The 15,010-nt window shown below is 70.0% G+C and carries 17 protein-coding genes; 6 read left to right on the top strand and 11 right to left on the bottom strand.

What is annotated here, in order from left to right; all coding sequences use genetic code 11:
• Positions 1-171: 171 nt before the first annotated feature.
• Positions 172-912: a class I SAM-dependent methyltransferase gene (locus tag FB471_RS01475; RefSeq protein ID WP_141995565.1), complete on the bottom strand. Its 741-nt coding sequence runs from the start codon at positions 910-912 to the stop codon at positions 172-174.
• 189 nt (positions 913-1,101) lie between these two features.
• The gene (locus FB471_RS01470; RefSeq protein WP_141995564.1) at positions 1,102-1,560 is read right to left on the bottom strand and encodes a winged helix-turn-helix transcriptional regulator; all 459 of its coding nucleotides are present in this window, start codon (positions 1,558-1,560) and stop codon (positions 1,102-1,104) included.
• Between the two features lie 84 nt (positions 1,561-1,644).
• On the opposite strand from FB471_RS01470, the gene FB471_RS01465 reads away from it, so the two are divergent.
• Positions 1,645-2,904: an MFS transporter gene (locus FB471_RS01465; protein ID WP_246076193.1), complete on the top strand. Its 1,260-nt coding sequence runs from the start codon at positions 1,645-1,647 to the stop codon at positions 2,902-2,904.
• On the opposite strand, the gene FB471_RS01460 is transcribed toward FB471_RS01465, so the two are convergent.
• Positions 2,840-3,859, bottom strand: a complete 1,020-nt coding sequence (locus FB471_RS01460; RefSeq protein WP_141995563.1) for a pentapeptide repeat-containing protein — start codon at positions 3,857-3,859, stop codon at positions 2,840-2,842. The genes FB471_RS01465 and FB471_RS01460 overlap by 65 nt on opposite strands.
• Positions 3,860-3,980: 121 nt before the next feature.
• On the opposite strand from FB471_RS01460, the gene FB471_RS01455 reads away from it, so the two are divergent.
• The 3 genes from FB471_RS01455 to FB471_RS01445 all read left to right on the top strand — a co-directional run bounded on the left by FB471_RS01455 (position 3,981) and on the right by FB471_RS01445 (position 6,146).
• On the top strand, positions 3,981-4,376 hold the full coding sequence (locus FB471_RS01455; RefSeq protein ID WP_141995562.1) for a YciI family protein: 396 nt from the start codon (positions 3,981-3,983) through the stop codon (positions 4,374-4,376).
• A 2-nt stretch (positions 4,377-4,378) separates the two neighbouring features.
• The gene (locus FB471_RS01450) at positions 4,379-5,632 is read left to right on the top strand and encodes an RNA polymerase sigma factor (protein ID WP_141995561.1); all 1,254 of its coding nucleotides are present in this window, start codon (positions 4,379-4,381) and stop codon (positions 5,630-5,632) included.
• A 271-nt stretch (positions 5,633-5,903) separates the two neighbouring features.
• A complete protein-coding gene (locus FB471_RS01445) occupies positions 5,904-6,146 on the top strand; it encodes a hypothetical protein (protein WP_141995560.1) in 243 nt (80 codons plus the stop codon).
• A 9-nt stretch (positions 6,147-6,155) separates the two neighbouring features.
• On the opposite strand, the gene add is transcribed toward FB471_RS01445, so the two are convergent.
• Genes add through FB471_RS35615 form a run of 3 tightly spaced genes read right to left on the bottom strand, consistent with a single transcriptional unit; the run spans position 6,156 to position 8,209 of the window.
• Positions 6,156-7,208, bottom strand: coding sequence for an adenosine deaminase (gene add, locus FB471_RS01440; RefSeq protein ID WP_141995559.1), 1,053 nt, complete (start codon positions 7,206-7,208; stop codon positions 6,156-6,158).
• Entirely contained in the window at positions 7,205-8,020 is an 816-nt protein-coding gene (locus FB471_RS01435) for a putative protein N(5)-glutamine methyltransferase (RefSeq protein WP_141995558.1), read from the bottom strand. The genes add and FB471_RS01435 overlap by 4 nt, the downstream gene beginning before the upstream one ends.
• A complete protein-coding gene (locus tag FB471_RS35615; RefSeq protein WP_342779397.1) occupies positions 8,021-8,209 on the bottom strand; it encodes a VOC family protein in 189 nt (62 codons plus the stop codon).
• Positions 8,210-8,528: 319 nt separating this feature from the next.
• Here FB471_RS35615 and FB471_RS01425 point away from each other — a divergent pair, with 319 nt between their 5' ends.
• Positions 8,529-9,482, top strand: coding sequence for a helix-turn-helix transcriptional regulator (locus FB471_RS01425; protein ID WP_141995557.1), 954 nt, complete (start codon positions 8,529-8,531; stop codon positions 9,480-9,482).
• A 516-nt stretch (positions 9,483-9,998) separates the two neighbouring features.
• Here FB471_RS01425 and FB471_RS01415 read toward each other — a convergent pair.
• Complete coding sequence (locus FB471_RS01415) at positions 9,999-10,673, bottom strand: MOSC domain-containing protein (protein WP_246076192.1); 675 nt, start codon at positions 10,671-10,673, stop codon at positions 9,999-10,001.
• 101 nt (positions 10,674-10,774) lie between these two features.
• Positions 10,775-11,047, bottom strand: coding sequence for a hypothetical protein (locus FB471_RS01410; RefSeq protein WP_141995556.1), 273 nt, complete (start codon positions 11,045-11,047; stop codon positions 10,775-10,777).
• 273 nt (positions 11,048-11,320) lie between these two features.
• Between FB471_RS01410 and FB471_RS01405 the strand changes: the two genes are divergently transcribed.
• The gene (locus tag FB471_RS01405) at positions 11,321-12,490 is read left to right on the top strand and encodes a serine hydrolase domain-containing protein (protein ID WP_141995555.1); all 1,170 of its coding nucleotides are present in this window, start codon (positions 11,321-11,323) and stop codon (positions 12,488-12,490) included.
• An 11-nt stretch (positions 12,491-12,501) separates the two neighbouring features.
• Here FB471_RS01405 and FB471_RS01400 read toward each other — a convergent pair whose 3' ends face one another.
• Genes FB471_RS01400 through FB471_RS01390 form a run of 3 tightly spaced genes read right to left on the bottom strand, consistent with a single transcriptional unit; the run spans position 12,502 to position 14,989 of the window.
• Positions 12,502-13,704: a tyrosine-type recombinase/integrase gene (locus FB471_RS01400; protein ID WP_141995554.1), complete on the bottom strand. Its 1,203-nt coding sequence runs from the start codon at positions 13,702-13,704 to the stop codon at positions 12,502-12,504.
• The gene (locus FB471_RS01395) at positions 13,701-14,477 is read right to left on the bottom strand and encodes an alpha/beta fold hydrolase (protein WP_246076653.1); all 777 of its coding nucleotides are present in this window, start codon (positions 14,475-14,477) and stop codon (positions 13,701-13,703) included. Before FB471_RS01395 ends, FB471_RS01400 begins: the two co-directional genes overlap by 4 nt.
• Complete coding sequence (locus FB471_RS01390; protein WP_141995552.1) at positions 14,477-14,989, bottom strand: PadR family transcriptional regulator; 513 nt, start codon at positions 14,987-14,989, stop codon at positions 14,477-14,479. Before FB471_RS01390 ends, FB471_RS01395 begins: the two co-directional genes overlap by 1 nt.
• Positions 14,990-15,010: the final 21 nt, after the last annotated feature.

The raw sequence follows: 15,010 nt of genomic DNA, 5'->3' as shown, positions 1-15,010 counted from the left end.
CGCCCGGCCCGTGTGTCGGCCGAGCGGTGTAGTGGCGAGTTCCGGAAGTCAACGCCGAGGTGATCAGGTCAGTGCGACGGCCCAGCCGGTGAGAACCTTGGCATATCGGCCATCGCGCCCATGAGCTGGCCCGTGCCGGGGTCGACGGGATGGCGAATCCCTTCGGGGTCGTCATGATCGTTGAGAACGGACAGCCTCCAGGACGAAGAACAGAAAGCACAGAAAGGCTGACTTGCCCGCGAGCTCGTCGGGGAACCGCTCGCGGGCGCCCGGTGCTGGATGCGGTTCGCTGATGACGGCCGTTCGGAACCCGGCCGCGGTGAAGGCGTCGGTCATCGCGTGCAGTGGCCGGTGCCAGAAGGTGAGCACGGCGTTCTGGCCGTTGAAGGTGTGTTCCGCGGACCACTTGCTGGTCGCGAAGTAGTCGCCTTCGGGATGGATCAGCTTGAAGACGATGGGGTGGTTGACGGACATGATCACCCGCCCGCCGGGCCTCAGCACGCGCCGCAACTCGGCCAGCGGTGCGGTCCAGTCCTCCAGGTAGTGGAGTACCAGGGCCGCGATGACATCGTCGAAGGCGCCGTCGGGAAACGGCAACGGCCTGCTCACGTCGGCGACGTGCAGGTCCGCGTCGGCGCCGAGCCGGTTCCGGGCCAGTTCCACCATCTTGGCGCTGGAGTCGAAGCCGGTCACGATGGCGCCCCGGTCGCGCAGCGCCGCGGACAGGGGGCCGGAGCCGCAGCCTGCGTCGAGAATCTGCCGACCGGCCACCTCCCCTGCCAGGTCCAGGATCGCGGGCCGCGCGTAGTAGGCGTTGATGAGGCCGGCCTCGTTCTCGGCCGTGTACGCCTCGGCGAAGGTGTCGTAGTCGTTGGCAACGGCCCCGGCGGAACTCTCGGAGGTGGAAGGCATGCTGCCCATCCTGGCACTGCCCGGCTCCGGTGGGGGTGAGACCAGCCGGACGCGGCCGCGCAAGTCGTCCTCGCCCACCAGTCAGGATCGCAACGTGCGCGGGTCGTCACCATCATTGCCGGCCCCAGCAGGGAAACGGTCACGCCCACCTGACACCGTCCGGGGAGAGCGGACACCAACGCCCGGTGTTTACGTACGCTTTCGCACGGCGGTCGTGTCACCGGTCAGTGGCCATCCGTCCGCGGTAGCGGGGACGACCCGCGGAACGACCGTGCCATGCTCATCGACCAGGATCGAGTGCGTCTCACCCGCCTCGAAGGCGTGCCGCTCGCCCCATTGGCGCAGCGTGACGATCACGGGGAACAGGTCCTTGCCCGCCGCGGTGAGCGCGTACACCCTGCGTTTGCCCGATGGGGCCTCGACCCGGGTGATCAGGCCGTGCGCGGTGAGCTTGCGGAGCCGGTCAGTGAGGATGTTGCGGGCGATGCCCGTGCGCTGCTGGAAGTCGGTGAACGAGCGGGCACCGTCCATCGCGTCCCGGATGATCAGCAGGCTCCACCGGTCCCCGACCACGTCCACCGCCCGCGCAACCGGGCAGGTCGGATCCGTCCACGCGGGGCCCTGCCCCGCCACGTCGTCCCGTGCCATCTACCCCTCCACGAGTTGCGGAATGAAACCATTCTGACCTATCCTCCGAAGAGTTGCAAAGTGAAACCAAATGGGGAGGTAGCGGTGAGTCGAGGGGCGAGGCTGCTGCTGGCGGTGGTGTGCGGGGTGGCGGTCGCCAGCGTCTATGCCGGGCAGCCGGTGCTGGGGCCGATGGGACACGACCTCGGCGTCGCGCGCGATGCGGTCGGCTGGTTCGTGGCCGTCGGGCAGCTGGGCTACCTCGCCGGGCTGGTGCTGCTGGTGCCGCTCGGTGACATGTTCGACCGCGGACGCTTGATCGCCGCGCACCTGGGGCTGGTGGCGGCCGGGCTGGCGGTCACCGCGGCCGCACCGGCCGCCTGGGTGGCGTTCAGCGGCCTCGCCGTCGCGGGTGTGTTCGCGGTGGTGGTACAGACCGCGGTCGCCTACGCGGCCTCGATCTCCCCGCCCGGCCAGCGTGGACGCAACCTCGGCGTCGTCACCTCCGGCGTGGTGGTCGGCATCCTCGGCGCCCGGATCGTCACCGGAAGCCTGGCCGACCTGTGGGGCTGGCGCAGCAGCTACCTCGTACTGGCGGCGCTCGCCGCAGCCCTCTGCGCCCTCAGCCTCATCGCGCTACCCGCGGATGCCCGTGCCGGCACCGAACGGTACCGACAGGTCATCCGATCCCTTGCCGGGCTGTTCGCCCAGCCGGTCTTCCTCAGCCGTGGGCTGATCGCCTTCTTCCTCTTCGCCTCCTTCGGCACCCTCTGGAGCGGTATGGCGCTGCCCCTGTCCGGTGAGCCGTGGCACCTGAGCGAAGGGCAGATCGGGCTGTTCGGCATCGCCGGGCTCGCCGGCGCTCTGGGCGCCGCCCGATCCGGCCGCTGGGGCGACGCCGGGCACGCCAGCCGGGTCAGCGGCATCGCGCTCGCCCTCCTGCTCGGCTCCTGGATCGCGATCGGACAGCTCGGCTGGTCCCTGCTCGTACTGGTCCTCGGCGTGCTCGTGCTCGACTTCGCCGTCCAGGCCGTGCACGTCAGCAACCAGCACATCCTCACCACCGCATACCCCGACCGCACCAGCAGCACCATCGGCGGATACATGGTCTTCTACTCCCTCGGCTCCGCACTCGGAGCCACCGCGACCACCGGACTGTTCGACGCCGCGGGCTGGACGGGCCCCACCATGCTCGGTGCGGCACTCGCGCTCTGCGCACTCGCCACCTGGGCACTCACCGGCCACACGACCCGGCCGCGGAGACCACGCGCGTGCGTCGTCAGTGGAGCACCGCGCCGGGTCAGCAGCGTGCCCGAGCCTGAACCGGCGGGTCGAGTGGGGGCTCGGCGAAGGTGCAGCCGGTGAAGTCGGTCTCGCCGGAGAACTCGGACCCGCTGAACTTGGCCGGACCGTGGAAACTGGTGCCGGTGAACAGCACCCTGCCCTTGGCCGTGAAACCGCTGAACCAGGCGCGTTTGCCGAAGGTGACGTCGCGACACAGCAGTTGCCCGTCCAGCCGGCCTCCGCGAACTGTCGCGGCGGTCAGCCAGACGTTACGCCGGAACACCGAGCCACTGAAGTCGTTGCTGCTGAACAAGGTGGCATACCGCAGCACGAGCGTGCCCACCATCCGGTCCCGCAGCCGGAAGTACTCCAGCGCGGCGCCGGTCAGGTCAAGGCTGTACTCGATGCCATCCGGGTCACCCACGTCCGGGAGGAGGTCCGCGATCACCCGTTGCGCGGACAGCCGCACCTGCAACTCTCGCTCCGCCTCCTCGGTGCGGGCGCGGTCCCACTCCCCCTGATGCAGCTGATAACGCGGATGGTCGAACGGCCTGCGCAGGTACGCACACAGCACGTCGAGCACGACCTGGGTGTACTCCGGCCGGGCACGGGCGACCCCGGCGAGTGCCGCCACCGCACCGACCCTGGCCTGGTCGGCCTCCTGCCCCAGTAGCTCCACCGCCCTGGCGAAGCGCTCATCGGCCGACTTTTCCCTGTCGTGCTCGGCCCGCTCGTTCTCCAGCTGCTGACGGCTTTCCTCCACCCTGCGACGGCGGTCATTGAGCCACAGCGCGTACAGGGCTACCACTGCCCCACCGGCAAGGCCACCTGTCTTCAGTGCGTCCACGGCGGTGGTGTCCGGTTCGAACAGCAGCAGGCCCGCCACCGCGCCCAGCAGCCCCAGTGACACCAGGAACGTGCCGGCGAGCGCGAGCGGCGCCCCGTCGGTTCGCGGTCGCCACCAGTGGAGCAGCAGGATTGCCCCACCTGCCAGCAGCAGGACCCCGCCGGCCGCCAACCACACCGTTCCGTTCATCGGGGCTTACTATATTGGGTGAAATCGGTGCGGTAGGGGGTGTCCGGTCCCGGTGATTGGCTCCGACGTCTCGGGTGAAGGCAGGCACGCGGTGCCGACACGACACAACGGAGGAGCCGACATGAAGTACATCCTGATGATCCCCGGCACGCAGCAGGACTACAACGCCATGGCGGGCAACGAGGGCGAGCAGCCGAGCCTGTCCGCGCAGGACATGGCGGAGATTGACGAGTTCCTGCTGGCGTTCAACCAGGAGCTGGAGGAGTCCGGGGAGTTCGTGGACGCGCAGGGCCTCGCCGCGCCGGTGCACACCAGGCGGGTGGAGTTGAGGGAGGGCGCGCCGGTCGTGACCGACGGGCCGTACGCCGAGACCCAGGAAATCCTTGCCGGCTACTGGATCGTGGACTGCGCCAGCTTCGACCGGGCGACCGAGATCGCCGCCAAGCTGGGCTCGGGGCCGGGACCGCAGCGTCCGATCGACGTGCGGCCGGTGGCGGGCTCCGAGCCGGAACTCTGAGAGTGCCCGATACCGAACTGGAGGGCCTGCTGCGCGCCCTGGCGCCGCAGGCCCTCGGCGCGGTCGTCCGGCGGTACGGCCACTTCGACCTTGCCGAGGACGCCGTGCAGGAAGCACTGCTGGCGGCGGCGACCCAGTGGCCTGCCGAGGGCACCCCGGCCAACCCGCGTGGCTGGCTGATCCGGGTGGCCGCGCGCAAGCTGACCGACCTGCTGCGCAGCGAGCAGGCCCGCAGGCAGCGGGAGGACACACTGGTCCAGTGGACGCTCCCCGGCCACTGGCTCGCGCCCGCGGCCGACCGGGCCGCTCAGGACGCCGACGACACCCTGATCCTGCTGTTCCTGTGCTGCCATCCCTCGCTGTCGGCTGCCTCGCAGATCGCGCTCACCCTGCGCGCGGTGGGCGGGCTGACCACCGCGGAGATCGCCCGCGCGTTCCTCGTGCCGGAGGCGACGATGACCCGGCGGATCACCAGGGCCAAGCGGACCATCACCAGCAGTGGCCTGCCGTTCGGCATGCCGGCGGACGCGGAGCGGGACGGACGGCTCGGCGCCGTGCTGCACGTGCTGTATCTGATCTTCAATGAAGGGTACGCCACGACCTCGGGGCCCAGCCTGCGCCGCGACGATCTCACCGCCGAGGCGATCCGGCTCACCAGGGTCCTGCACCACTCGCTGCCCGAGGATGGTGAGATCGCCGGGCTGCTGGCGCTGATGTTGCTCACCGACGCGCGCAAGCCGGCGCGGACCGGGCCGGACGGGTCGCTGATCCTCATGGCCGAGCAGGACCGCACCCGGTGGGATACCGAGCTGATCGCCGAGGGTACGGCCCTGCTCACCGGCGTGCTCCCCCATGGCCCCGCCGGGCCGTACCAGTTGCAGGCCGCCATCGCGGCAGTGCACGACGAGGCACCCAGCAGCGAGCGGACCGATTGGCCGCAGATCGTGGCGCTGTACGAGCTGTTGCTGCGCATCTCGGACAACCCGGTGATCGCGTTGAACCACGCGGTCGCGGTAGCCATGGTCCGGGGTGCGCCCGCCGGCCTGGACCTGCTGGCGAAGCTCGAGGCCGACGAGCGTCTCACCGGCGATCACCGGCTGCCCGCGGCCAGGGCGCACCTGCTGGAGACGGCGGGCGAACCGGAACGGGCTCACGCGGCCTACCTGGAGGCGGCCGAACGCACCACGAACATCCCGCAGCAGCGCTACCTCTACGCTCAAGCCTCACGACTGGGCGACGCCGGGGCATCGCCGTAGGCATCCAGTTCGGCCCGTGGATATGACCAACCGCCATGTTTGACATGGGGTGTCCGACCGGGTGCCCTGAGTGTTCTCGGTGGTGTCAGCGTCACCCTCGGCTCCTGGGCATCCACCGCGTTCCTTATCGGCGCGGTCGTTGTGCTGGGTTCGACCCTCTGGGCTGCCCTGCCGGAATGGGCTCGCTTCTATACCAACTTCCTCAGCTCCGCGGGGTTTCTCGACTGGCAGGAACGTCGCGGCACGCAAGCGATGGATCCGGATATTCACCGTGGCCCTGCCCATCGTCTGGGGCATCGTCTACCTCTTCGTCCAGTCTCCGGTGTTCATGATCCAACTGGGCGGGATCGCCAGCGCCGTCGTGCTGCCCGCGGTGGTGGTAGCCGTCTGGTACCTGCGTCAGACCGAAACGGACCCACGGCTGCTCAGCGACAAACTCTTCAACGGCATACTGGTCGTCAGCACCGTGGCGCTGACGACCACCGGTGGCTATTCGGTCGTCGAGGTGTTCTGATCTCGCCGATCAGATCCGGTGGTGCTCGACCACGCCCTGGGACTGGGTGCCTCCGGCCTCGCCGTAGGCACCCAGCTCGGCGAGGTAGTGATCCCGCACTCCTGCCGGCAGCCAGGCGATCTCGAACGCGTTGCGCTCGAGTTGGAGCACCTCCCACTCCCCCAGGCCGGCGGCCTCGCTCACGGCCAGCAGGTTCTCGGTGACGTAGCCACCGAAGTACGCCGGGTCGTCGGAGTTGACCGTGGCCCGCATGCCCAGTTCCAGCATCCGCCGCAGCGCGTCATGGCCGAGGTCGCCCCGGACATGGCGGTTGGAGATCGGGCACACGGTCAGGCCGAGCCCGCGGCGGGCGATCTCGGTGTGCAGGGCCGGATCGTCCAGCGCGTTCACGCCGTGGTCGATCCGGTCCACCCCGATCACGGCCAGGCACTGCCGGATGTGCTCGGTGGTGTTCACCTGGTCGACATCGCAGTGCATGGTCAGGAAGTAACCCTCGGCACGGGCCCGTTCGAACACGGCGGCGAAGGCAGAAGGCGGGTTCCCGTGCTCGTCGGAGTCGAGCCCGACGCCGACGATCCATTCCTTGTAGGGCAGGGATTCCAGCAGAGTAGCCATGGCGTATCCCGCCGGGAGGTCCCGCAGGAAGCACATGATGAGCTGGGCGCGCAGGTCGAGCAGCCGGTAGGCGTCCATCAGCGCCCTGCGCAGCCCGCGGATGACGGTGTCGAAGGAGACACCCCGCGAAGTGTGGGCCTGCGGGTCGAAGAAGATCTCCGCGTAGCGCACGTTCTGGGCGTGCGCCCTGGCCAGGTAGGCCCAGGCGAGGTCGTAGAAGTCCTGCTCGGTCAGCAGCACCTCCATCCCCTCGTAGTACGCCTTCAGGAAGGAGGGCAGGTCGTGGAAGGCGTACGCGGCGCGTAGCTGCGCGACGTCGGCATACGGCAGCACGAGATCGTTACGCTCGGCGAAGTCGAACTTCATCTCGGGTTCGAGCGTGCCCTCGATGTGTACGTGCAGCTCGCATTTCGGAATACCGGCGATGAATTCGGCGAGCCCCGTCATGCCGTCATGGTAATGGCAGGGTCCGGCACCAGCCCGGCCGAGCCGAGGACGACGGTGGCGTCCAGCTCGGCGGAGCCGACGATCCGCGTCACCAGCCCTGCGTCGGCGCAGGCGCCGGCCAGCCGCGGCGCCTGCGGCTCGCTCGTCTCGATCAGCAGGTGGCCGCGGGGCGCCAGCCAGTTCCGTGCCTCGGCCACCACCCTGCGCTGCACGCTGAGCCCGTCCGCCCCGCCGTCGAGCGCGGCACGGGGCTCGTGCAGGCGGGCCTCCGGCGGCATCAGGTCGACCGCGTCGGTGGGTACATAGGGCGCGTTCACCACCAGCAGGTCCACGTTTCCGCGCAGCCGGGCCGGTACCGGTTCGTACAGGTCACCCTCGTACACCCTGCCGCCCGCGGCAGCCAGGTTGCGGCGCGCGCAGCGCACCGCGGCGGGATCCAGGTCGGCCGCGTGTACCTCGGCCCGGTCCACGATGGTAGCCAGCGCGGCACCGACCGCGCCCGTGCCGCAGCACAGGTCCAGTACGACCGCGCCGGGCCGGGCGAGTTCGGTCGCCTGCCGCACCAGCAGCTCGGTGCGCCTGCGCGGGACGAACACGTCCGGCTCCACCGCGATCCGCAGGTCGTGGAACTGTGCCCAGCCGAGGATCTGTTCCAGGGGCAAGCCGGTGACCCGGCGGTCCACCAGTGCGCTGAGGTGCTCCGGCGAGTGCGCGGCCTCGGCGAGCAGCCGCGCCTCGTCCTCGGCGAACACGCAGCCCACGGCGCGGAGCCTGCTGGTGATCGCCGGGATCGAGTGCGGGGAAGCCGCCATCTACGCCCCTTTCCGGAGCACGTCCAGGTAGTGCTGGTTGTACATGATGCCGAGGATGTTCCCGAACGGATCCAGCACGGCGGCGGTGACGAACCCGGTGCCCCGTTCGGTGATGGCCTGGTGCTCCCGCGCGCCAAGGGACAGGAGCCGTTCCATGGCCGCGGCCACATCGTCGACGTGCCAGTACATGATGGCACCGCCGTGGCCGGGGCTCGCGCCGCCGGGGTGTAGCGGCTGTCGACGATGCCCAGCTCGTGCCGTAGTCGCCGATGCGGTACTCGATGTAGGCCAGCCGGCCGTCCGGACCGGAACGGGAGAAGTAGGGCTCGAGCCCCCGCAGCCCGGTGTACCACCGCTGGGCGACGTCCAGGTCGTCGGCGAAATAGGAGATGGTGGTGAATCCGCGCAACATGAGGTTCCTTTTCTGGTTGGTCCTGGTTGGAGCTGACCTCATCCTGCGGCGGAAAGTGCTCATCTACCGAGCACTTTTCTGGCAGACTGAAGCCGCATGCGTGCGGACCGGCTGGTGGCGGTGCTGTTGCTGATGCAGGCCAGGGGCCGGGTGACCGCGGCGGAGCTGGCGGGTGAGCTCGAGGTGTCCGTCGCGACCGCACGTCGGGACCTGGAGGCGCTGTCCACCGCTGGTGTGCCGGTGTACCCGCAGCCCGGACGGGGCGGTGGGTGGTCCCTCGTCGGTGGTGCGCGGACCGACCTGAGCGGGCTCACCGAGGCCGAGGCGCAGGCGTTGTTCCTGCTCGCAGGGACCGCGACCGCGCCGCAGCTGCGGTCGGCGCTGCGCAAGCTGGTGCGGGCCCTGCCCGGCCCGTTTTGCGGCGGGGCGCGGGCCGCCGCGGAGGCGGCCGTGGTGGATCCGGTGTGGTGGGGTGAGCGCGGGCACGAGCGGCCGGAGCTGGTGGAGGCGTTGCAGGAGGCCGTGGTCGGTCACCGCAAGGTCTGGCTGAGCTACGCCAACCGGTCGGGGGAACGCACCCGGCGACTGGTCGATCCGTGGGGCCTGGTGGACAAGGACGCCGTCTGGTATCTGGTCGCCGGCACCGGGGACGGGCAGCGGACGTTCCGGGTGGACCGGATTCTGGAGGCGGTGCCGACCGAGCAGACGGCCGAGCGGCCTGCCGACTTCGACCTCGCGGCGGCCTGGGAGCGGGTCGTGGCCGAGGTCGAGCAACGCCGCTCGCCGGTCGCGGCGACCGTGCTGACCGAGGACCGGTACCTGCCCGTGCTGCGGGACCAGTTCGGCCGCCATTGCCGTGCCGAGCGGGGCGGTTCCGGGCAGGGGTGCGCGGACGGCAGGCTGCGCGTCCGGGTGGCCGCGCCGACCGCACTGGACATCGCGCGGCAGCTGGCGGGCTGGGGTGCGCTGGTGGATGTCGTGGAACCGGACGAGGTCCGGGCCGAGCTCGCGCGGCTGGGTACGGAGCTGACCGCGCGCTACGCGGGGTGAGCCGGACCGGCGTAGTCGGGGTATGTGCCGGTCCACCGAAACCAGGTTGCGGACGGATGGCGCGGCTCGGAAGTATAACCGCGTGGAGTTGCTGAGCCAGCTGCCCGCTTTCCTGGCAGCGGTGGTGTTGATCTCGGCACCTCCGGGGCCTGCGATGGCGCTCGTCTTGCGGCGGGCCGCGCTGCATGGCACGCGTGGTGCGGTGCCGACGGTGCTCGGCCTCGAGGCCGGGCTCTACCTGGCGCTGGCGTCCGGGGTCAGCCGCGCCGGGCAGTGGTTCCGGCGACCGGCGATAGTGGTTCCGGCGACCGGCGATCCGGCGACGGCTCGACGCGATCGCCGGCACCGTACTGATCGGCCTCGGCGTGCGAGTGGCGACTACGAGTCGCTGAGCGAGCCGGCGGCCGGGTGCGGTAGCCGTCGCCGGGTCTGGTCGACCCGCCCGTGCGGATCAAGCAAAGCCTGTTCTCCACAACTGTTGCGCCTGCACACGCGGCGGTATCTGCTCGGCCTGCCTCAGCCGGATGAATCGTCCAACGCGATCGGTAAACGTTTGTGGGCACGTTCCTTGGCCTCGTCTGGAAGTGCGTGAGCGGCGAGCAAGCGCGGTAGCAACGCACTTTCATTTGTCAACGCACGGAAGACAAGGCTGATCGTGACGTCGTGGCCGGGACGGTGCACCACCGTAATCGGATCCCCGTTCTGGATGATGCCCGGTTCAATCACCCGCAGATAGGCCCCCGGGACTGCCCTGGCGGTGAAGGTCTTGACCCAGCCATGTTCACCAAGCCATCCAGCGAAGACGCGGCACGGAACCCGAGGAACCGCGACCTCAAGAACAACCTTGGCGCCGACCTGCCAACGCTCGCCAATCAAGGCACCAGTGACATCGATCCCGCTGGTAGTCAGGTTCTCGCCGAAAGTCCCGCACGGCAAGGGCCGAGCCAACTCCACAGCCCACGCATCCAAGTCTTCGCGCGCGTAGGCATAGACGGCCTGGTCGTTCCCACCGTGATGCCGCAGGTCGCGGACTCGATCACCGACCAGCCCGCTACCACCAACGCCCTTGACACCGGGCGCACGCACCTCGACAGGGCCTGCTACAGGCTTCTTATCGATACCCGTCGCTCCAAGGTCCGAGTACCCTGTCGCAGTCACCGCACCGAGGTTCACCGAGAGCAAGAACGGCACGGCCGGACACTAGCCTCTCGTCGCCCGACCGGGAACTGCTTTACAAGCTCAAGATAATGCAGCAGCAGGCCGGCCACGAGCACGCGAGCACAACATCCTGGTCAGGCGTCGAGTTCGGTCGCGGCGACGGCGTGTACGGGCGGCGCCTGGATCCCGAGCTCTCGTGCGATGGCCGGGATCTCAGGGTCGGCGAGGAACTTGTCGTAGTCCTTCGCGTCCCAGTCGAAGACGGACCACACCCGGTGCGTGTCGTCGGGATCGAAATAGACCCAGGCGCCTCGGCAGCCGTGCTCCCGCCGCTTCTCCGCGCCGACGGTCTTGAATACGTCCAGGAACCGATCGGGGTCGGTAACCCTGGCGATGGTGACGATCACTACCTGCTCCTCAAACACCGTGGACGACTTTCCGCCAGTCGATCAGAACCGTAGAACCTCGATTCGGGTTGAGGTCAAGTGCTGGCGGCGGCGCCCCGACTTCGTCACCTGCGCACCCGGCGCAGCAGGCAGCACCCTTCGAGGGGCACGCACGGCTACCAGATCGGAGAACTCGCGACAGTTGAATCCGCGAGGTCACTACGGCTACCCCCACCTCCGACGCTGACGCTGGCTCCATTCCTACGTGCCCAAGGTCGGCAACAGGATTTGTCCATGAGATACACGGCATCGGAGACTTGCCGCGCGGTGGGCATCGCCTTTGGCGTCGCGGCCATCACGGCTGTCCTCGTCACCCCACCGCTCCCCGCCGCGGAGCACCGCTCGAGCGCCGACACCGACCCCGTCCAGGCCCAGCTCGACCTGCTGACCAGCGTCGACCGAGTGCCAGGTGCGCTGGCGCAGGTGCGTGGCCGGCACGGCCGCCCCGTCACGATGACCGCCGGCACCGCGGAGCTGGGCACGGACCGACCGATGGTCGGAAGCGATGGCCGCTTCCGGGTCGCCAGCGTCACCAAGACCTTCGTCGCAACGGCCGTCCTGCGGCTGGTGGCCTGGCACTGGGTGCGGCTCGACGAGCCGATCGAGACCTACCTGCCCGGCGTCGTGCGCGGCACCGGCGACGGCGCGGAGATCCACGGCCGGAACATCACCGTGCGCCAGCTCCTGCAGCACACCAGCGGCGTGCCGGACTACGTCGAGTACCTGGACCTCGCCCAGTTGGAGGGCCCGGTCGAGGCGAGTGAGTTGGTCCGGCTCGCCCTGTCACACGAACCGGACTTCACCCCCGGCCAGGGTTGGCACTACTCGAACACCGGCTTCGTCATCGCCGGGATGCTGGTGGAACGGTTGACCGGAAGGGACGTCGGCACCGCGGTGACCGACCTGGTGGTGCGCCCCGCCGGTCTGCGCGACACCTACTGGCCGCCCGCGGGAGAGCGCCGGATCCGTGGACCGCACGCGCACAACTACACGCTGGACGAGGACGACCCCGAGGGACCGCTGGTCGACGTCACCGAGTACGAGCCGTCGTGGGCCGGCGCGTCCGGCGCACTGGTGTCCACACCGTCCGACCTCAACCGGTTCTGGCGGAAGCTGCTCGGCGGCCACCTGCTGCCGAGCAGGCAGCTGGCCCAGATGCGGGCTGTTGTGCCCGCTCCGGACCTCGGCAACGGCGCCGGCTACGGTATCGGCCTTGCCCGGTTGCCGCTGTCGTGCGGCGGCTACGCGTGGGGCCACGGCGGCGGCCTGGTCGGCGCGGGAGTCTCGAACGCGTCCCTCCGCGCCGAGACGGGCCGGGAGGCGACGGTGTACATCACCGCGCGAACCGGTGAGCAGGCCGCCAACCGTCTGCTGCGTACCATCGACGTCGCCCTCTGCCGTTGATCAGCACCAGGCTACGTGCCAGCGGTCCCGCCGGCTGGCAGCCAGCCGCGGTGCAGCGCCGGGGCCAGCTCGTGCGCGCCGGAGTTGCGGATGTTGTCCTCGTCGTGCAGGTACCCCTCGGTGGTGGACAGCGCCGCGTGGCCGAGGTCCTGCTGCACCTGGCGGGCGGGCACGCCGCGCTCGATGGCGTGCGTGGCGTAGGAGTGGCGGGCGGAGTGCGGATGAATGGTGTCCCGCAGCGGACCGAGATGGCCGGCGATCACAGCGGCCTGCTCGGTGCCGAGCAGTTCCCGCAGCCAGCGCGCTCGCGGGGGTGGCGCGTCCGGGGCGGGCGCGAAGGTGGCACACAACCTGCGCAGCAACGCCTGGACGTGCGAGACGTGTACTCGCCTGCCCGTGCTGGTGACGAACAGTGGTTCCGCGGGCGCGAGCCCGACCTGGCCGCGGACCGCGGGGACGGCTGGGGCACGACGTTCGGCGACGTAGGCCTCCACCGCGTCGGCCACCGGTGGGGCAAGGGCGACCTCGCGGTCCTTGGCTCCCTTGCCGTGGACACGCAGGATTCCGATATCCCCCTGGGTCGGCCGCCGGTAGTCGGTGAGGTTGGTGCCGACGAGTTCCTCGGCGCGTACGCCGGTGCCGATCAGTACCTCGACCATCGCGCGGTCCCTGCGGCCGTCCCGGCGTCGTTCGGCGAGGAGGTACGCGGCCAGCAGCAGCGCCCGGCACGCCTCGAAGGACCAGCGCGCGGTGGCCGAGGGGGTGCCGTCGGCCCGGTTGAGGTGCTGGGTCTTCCGGTCGACCAGCGCAGCCGGGTTGTGCTCGGCCAGTCCCTCCCGGAGCAGGTACTTGCGGTAGAAGGCGGACACCGCGGACAGCATCCTGCCCCGGGTGGCGTCGCTGTACCCCGCTCGGGCCAGCTCGTCCAGCCATCGCTCCACGTGCTCCACCCTGACCTCGGCGAAGGAGGTGAACCCGTTGCGCAGGCACCAGGGCAGCCACTCCAGCCCGGTCGGCGCCGCCCGGCGGCTCCTCCCCCGCCGGCGTTCCGGGTCCGGCGGTGTGTAGCCCGGCACCCAGTCCAGCGGGATGCCGAGGTCGGTCGCGTAGGCGAGCCGGGTGTTGAGCGAGGTGTAGATCCGCAGGAACTCCGCGAAACGCTCCTGCCCCGTCTTGTCCGCCCCATCGCCCTGCGGCGCGACGGCCAGTGTCACGAAAGCCCCTTCCTCAGCTCGGGTGCTGGCTCACGCATCGCCAGCCAGTGCTGGAGCACGCGGCGAAACAGTTCGGGGTCCTCCGCGCTCCACGCGTGACGCATCCTGGGCACCGTCCGCGCGACCGCCTTCGGCGCCCGGGAGGTCACCTCGGGCAGCGCTCGGTGCACCGCCTTCGGTTCCCGCTCGCCGGCCAGCATCAGGATCGGTGTCCGGGTACGCCGCAGGCCTTCGAGGTCCGCGGCCGGCACGCCGTCGTACACCTGGGTCAGCATCCGTCGCGCCGACGCGCGGTCGAGCCCCAGGCCGGTCTCGACCAACGTATCGACCGAGTCATCGGGCAACCGAAACGCGTGCGCCATGACCCGCCAGTACGCCCGCGAACCCCACAGCCGGGTCTGCGCGTGCCCGAGCACTCTCGTCATCGTGCCCACGCCGCGCAGCGGCGCACCGGTGAGCATCGCGCTGCTGACGAGATCGGGATGGCGTGCCACGAGCACGGTGCCGACCACGGCGCCGAGGGAGAGGCCGACGAGGTGTGCGCGTCCGTCATGGGCGCGTGCACGGATGACGGCCGCCGCCGAGTCCGCCACCTCGGCCACGGTCGTCCAGGCCTCAGCGTTCGACGCGCCGAAACCGGGAAGGTCGGGAATCAGGCTGTGCCGGTCGGGCAGCGACGCGGCCAGGTCGTGCCACATCCACCCCGCGACATTGCCGCCGTGCAGGAACAGGAGGCTTTCGTCGGCGTCCGGATGTTGCTCGTGCACGAACATCACAGCGTCTCCTCGAGCTCGTCGAGCCAGCCGAGCTCGGTCTCGAGGTGCAGGATGCCGTTGCGTAACGTCATCGCCCGTAGTCGCTCGGGCTGCGTGGCCGCGGGCGCCTCCAGCGCGCGGAGTTCGTCGAGTCGGGTCCTCACCAGCGCCCGGCGCTCGTCGACGAGTGTGCGTACGAGCCGGGGATCCTCGGCCCGGCCGGCGAAGTAGATCCGTGCCAGGAACGCCTCGCGCGGCAACTCGGTGGGCGCCGGGGAGCGCAGCCAGGTGTCCAGCTCGGCGGAGCCCGCCGCGGTCAGCCGGTACTCGTGCCGGTCAGGGCGGGACCGCTGGGGGATGACGTGCTCGTCCAGCAGGCCGTCGGCATGCAGGTTGCCGAGGGTGCGGTAGATCTGCGACCGGTCAGCCGCCCAGAAGTGCCGGGCCGTGTTGTCGAAGGTCTTCTTGAGGTCATACCCGGTCATCGGCTTCAGGTCGAGAAGGCCGAGGATGGCATGCTTGAGGGACATGACACATAGTCTACTTCACAC

Origin of the sequence: Amycolatopsis cihanbeyliensis, assembly GCF_006715045.1 — a bacterium.
Lineage (GTDB): Bacteria > Actinomycetota > Actinomycetes > Mycobacteriales > Pseudonocardiaceae > Amycolatopsis > Amycolatopsis cihanbeyliensis.
The sequence above is the reverse complement of the archived record's forward strand: the minus strand, read 5'-3'. Positions and strand labels throughout refer to the sequence as shown.

Bases quoted from the DNA above. Each gene is read 5' to 3' on its own strand.
- FB471_RS01475 (WP_141995565.1), bottom strand. From the start codon at position 912: ATGCCTTCCACCTCCGAGAGTTCCGCCGGGGCCGTTGCCAACGACTAC.
- FB471_RS01470 (WP_141995564.1), bottom strand. From the start codon at position 1,560: ATGGCACGGGACGACGTGGCGGGGCAGGGCCCCGCGTGGACGGATCCG.
- FB471_RS01460 (WP_141995563.1), bottom strand. From the start codon at position 3,859: ATGAACGGAACGGTGTGGTTGGCGGCCGGCGGGGTCCTGCTGCTGGCA.
- FB471_RS01455 (WP_141995562.1), top strand. From the start codon at position 3,981: ATGAAGTACATCCTGATGATCCCCGGCACGCAGCAGGACTACAACGCC.
- add (WP_141995559.1), bottom strand. From the start codon at position 7,208: ATGACGGGGCTCGCCGAATTCATCGCCGGTATTCCGAAATGCGAGCTG.
- FB471_RS01435 (WP_141995558.1), bottom strand. From the start codon at position 8,020: ATGGCGGCTTCCCCGCACTCGATCCCGGCGATCACCAGCAGGCTCCGC.
- FB471_RS35615 (WP_342779397.1), bottom strand. From the start codon at position 8,209: ATGTACTGGCACGTCGACGATGTGGCCGCGGCCATGGAACGGCTCCTG.
- FB471_RS01425 (WP_141995557.1), top strand. From the start codon at position 8,529: ATGCGTGCGGACCGGCTGGTGGCGGTGCTGTTGCTGATGCAGGCCAGG.
- FB471_RS01405 (WP_141995555.1), top strand. From the start codon at position 11,321: ATGAGATACACGGCATCGGAGACTTGCCGCGCGGTGGGCATCGCCTTT.
- FB471_RS01395 (WP_246076653.1), bottom strand. From the start codon at position 14,477: ATGTTCGTGCACGAGCAACATCCGGACGCCGACGAAAGCCTCCTGTTC.
- FB471_RS01390 (WP_141995552.1), bottom strand. From the start codon at position 14,989: ATGTCCCTCAAGCATGCCATCCTCGGCCTTCTCGACCTGAAGCCGATG.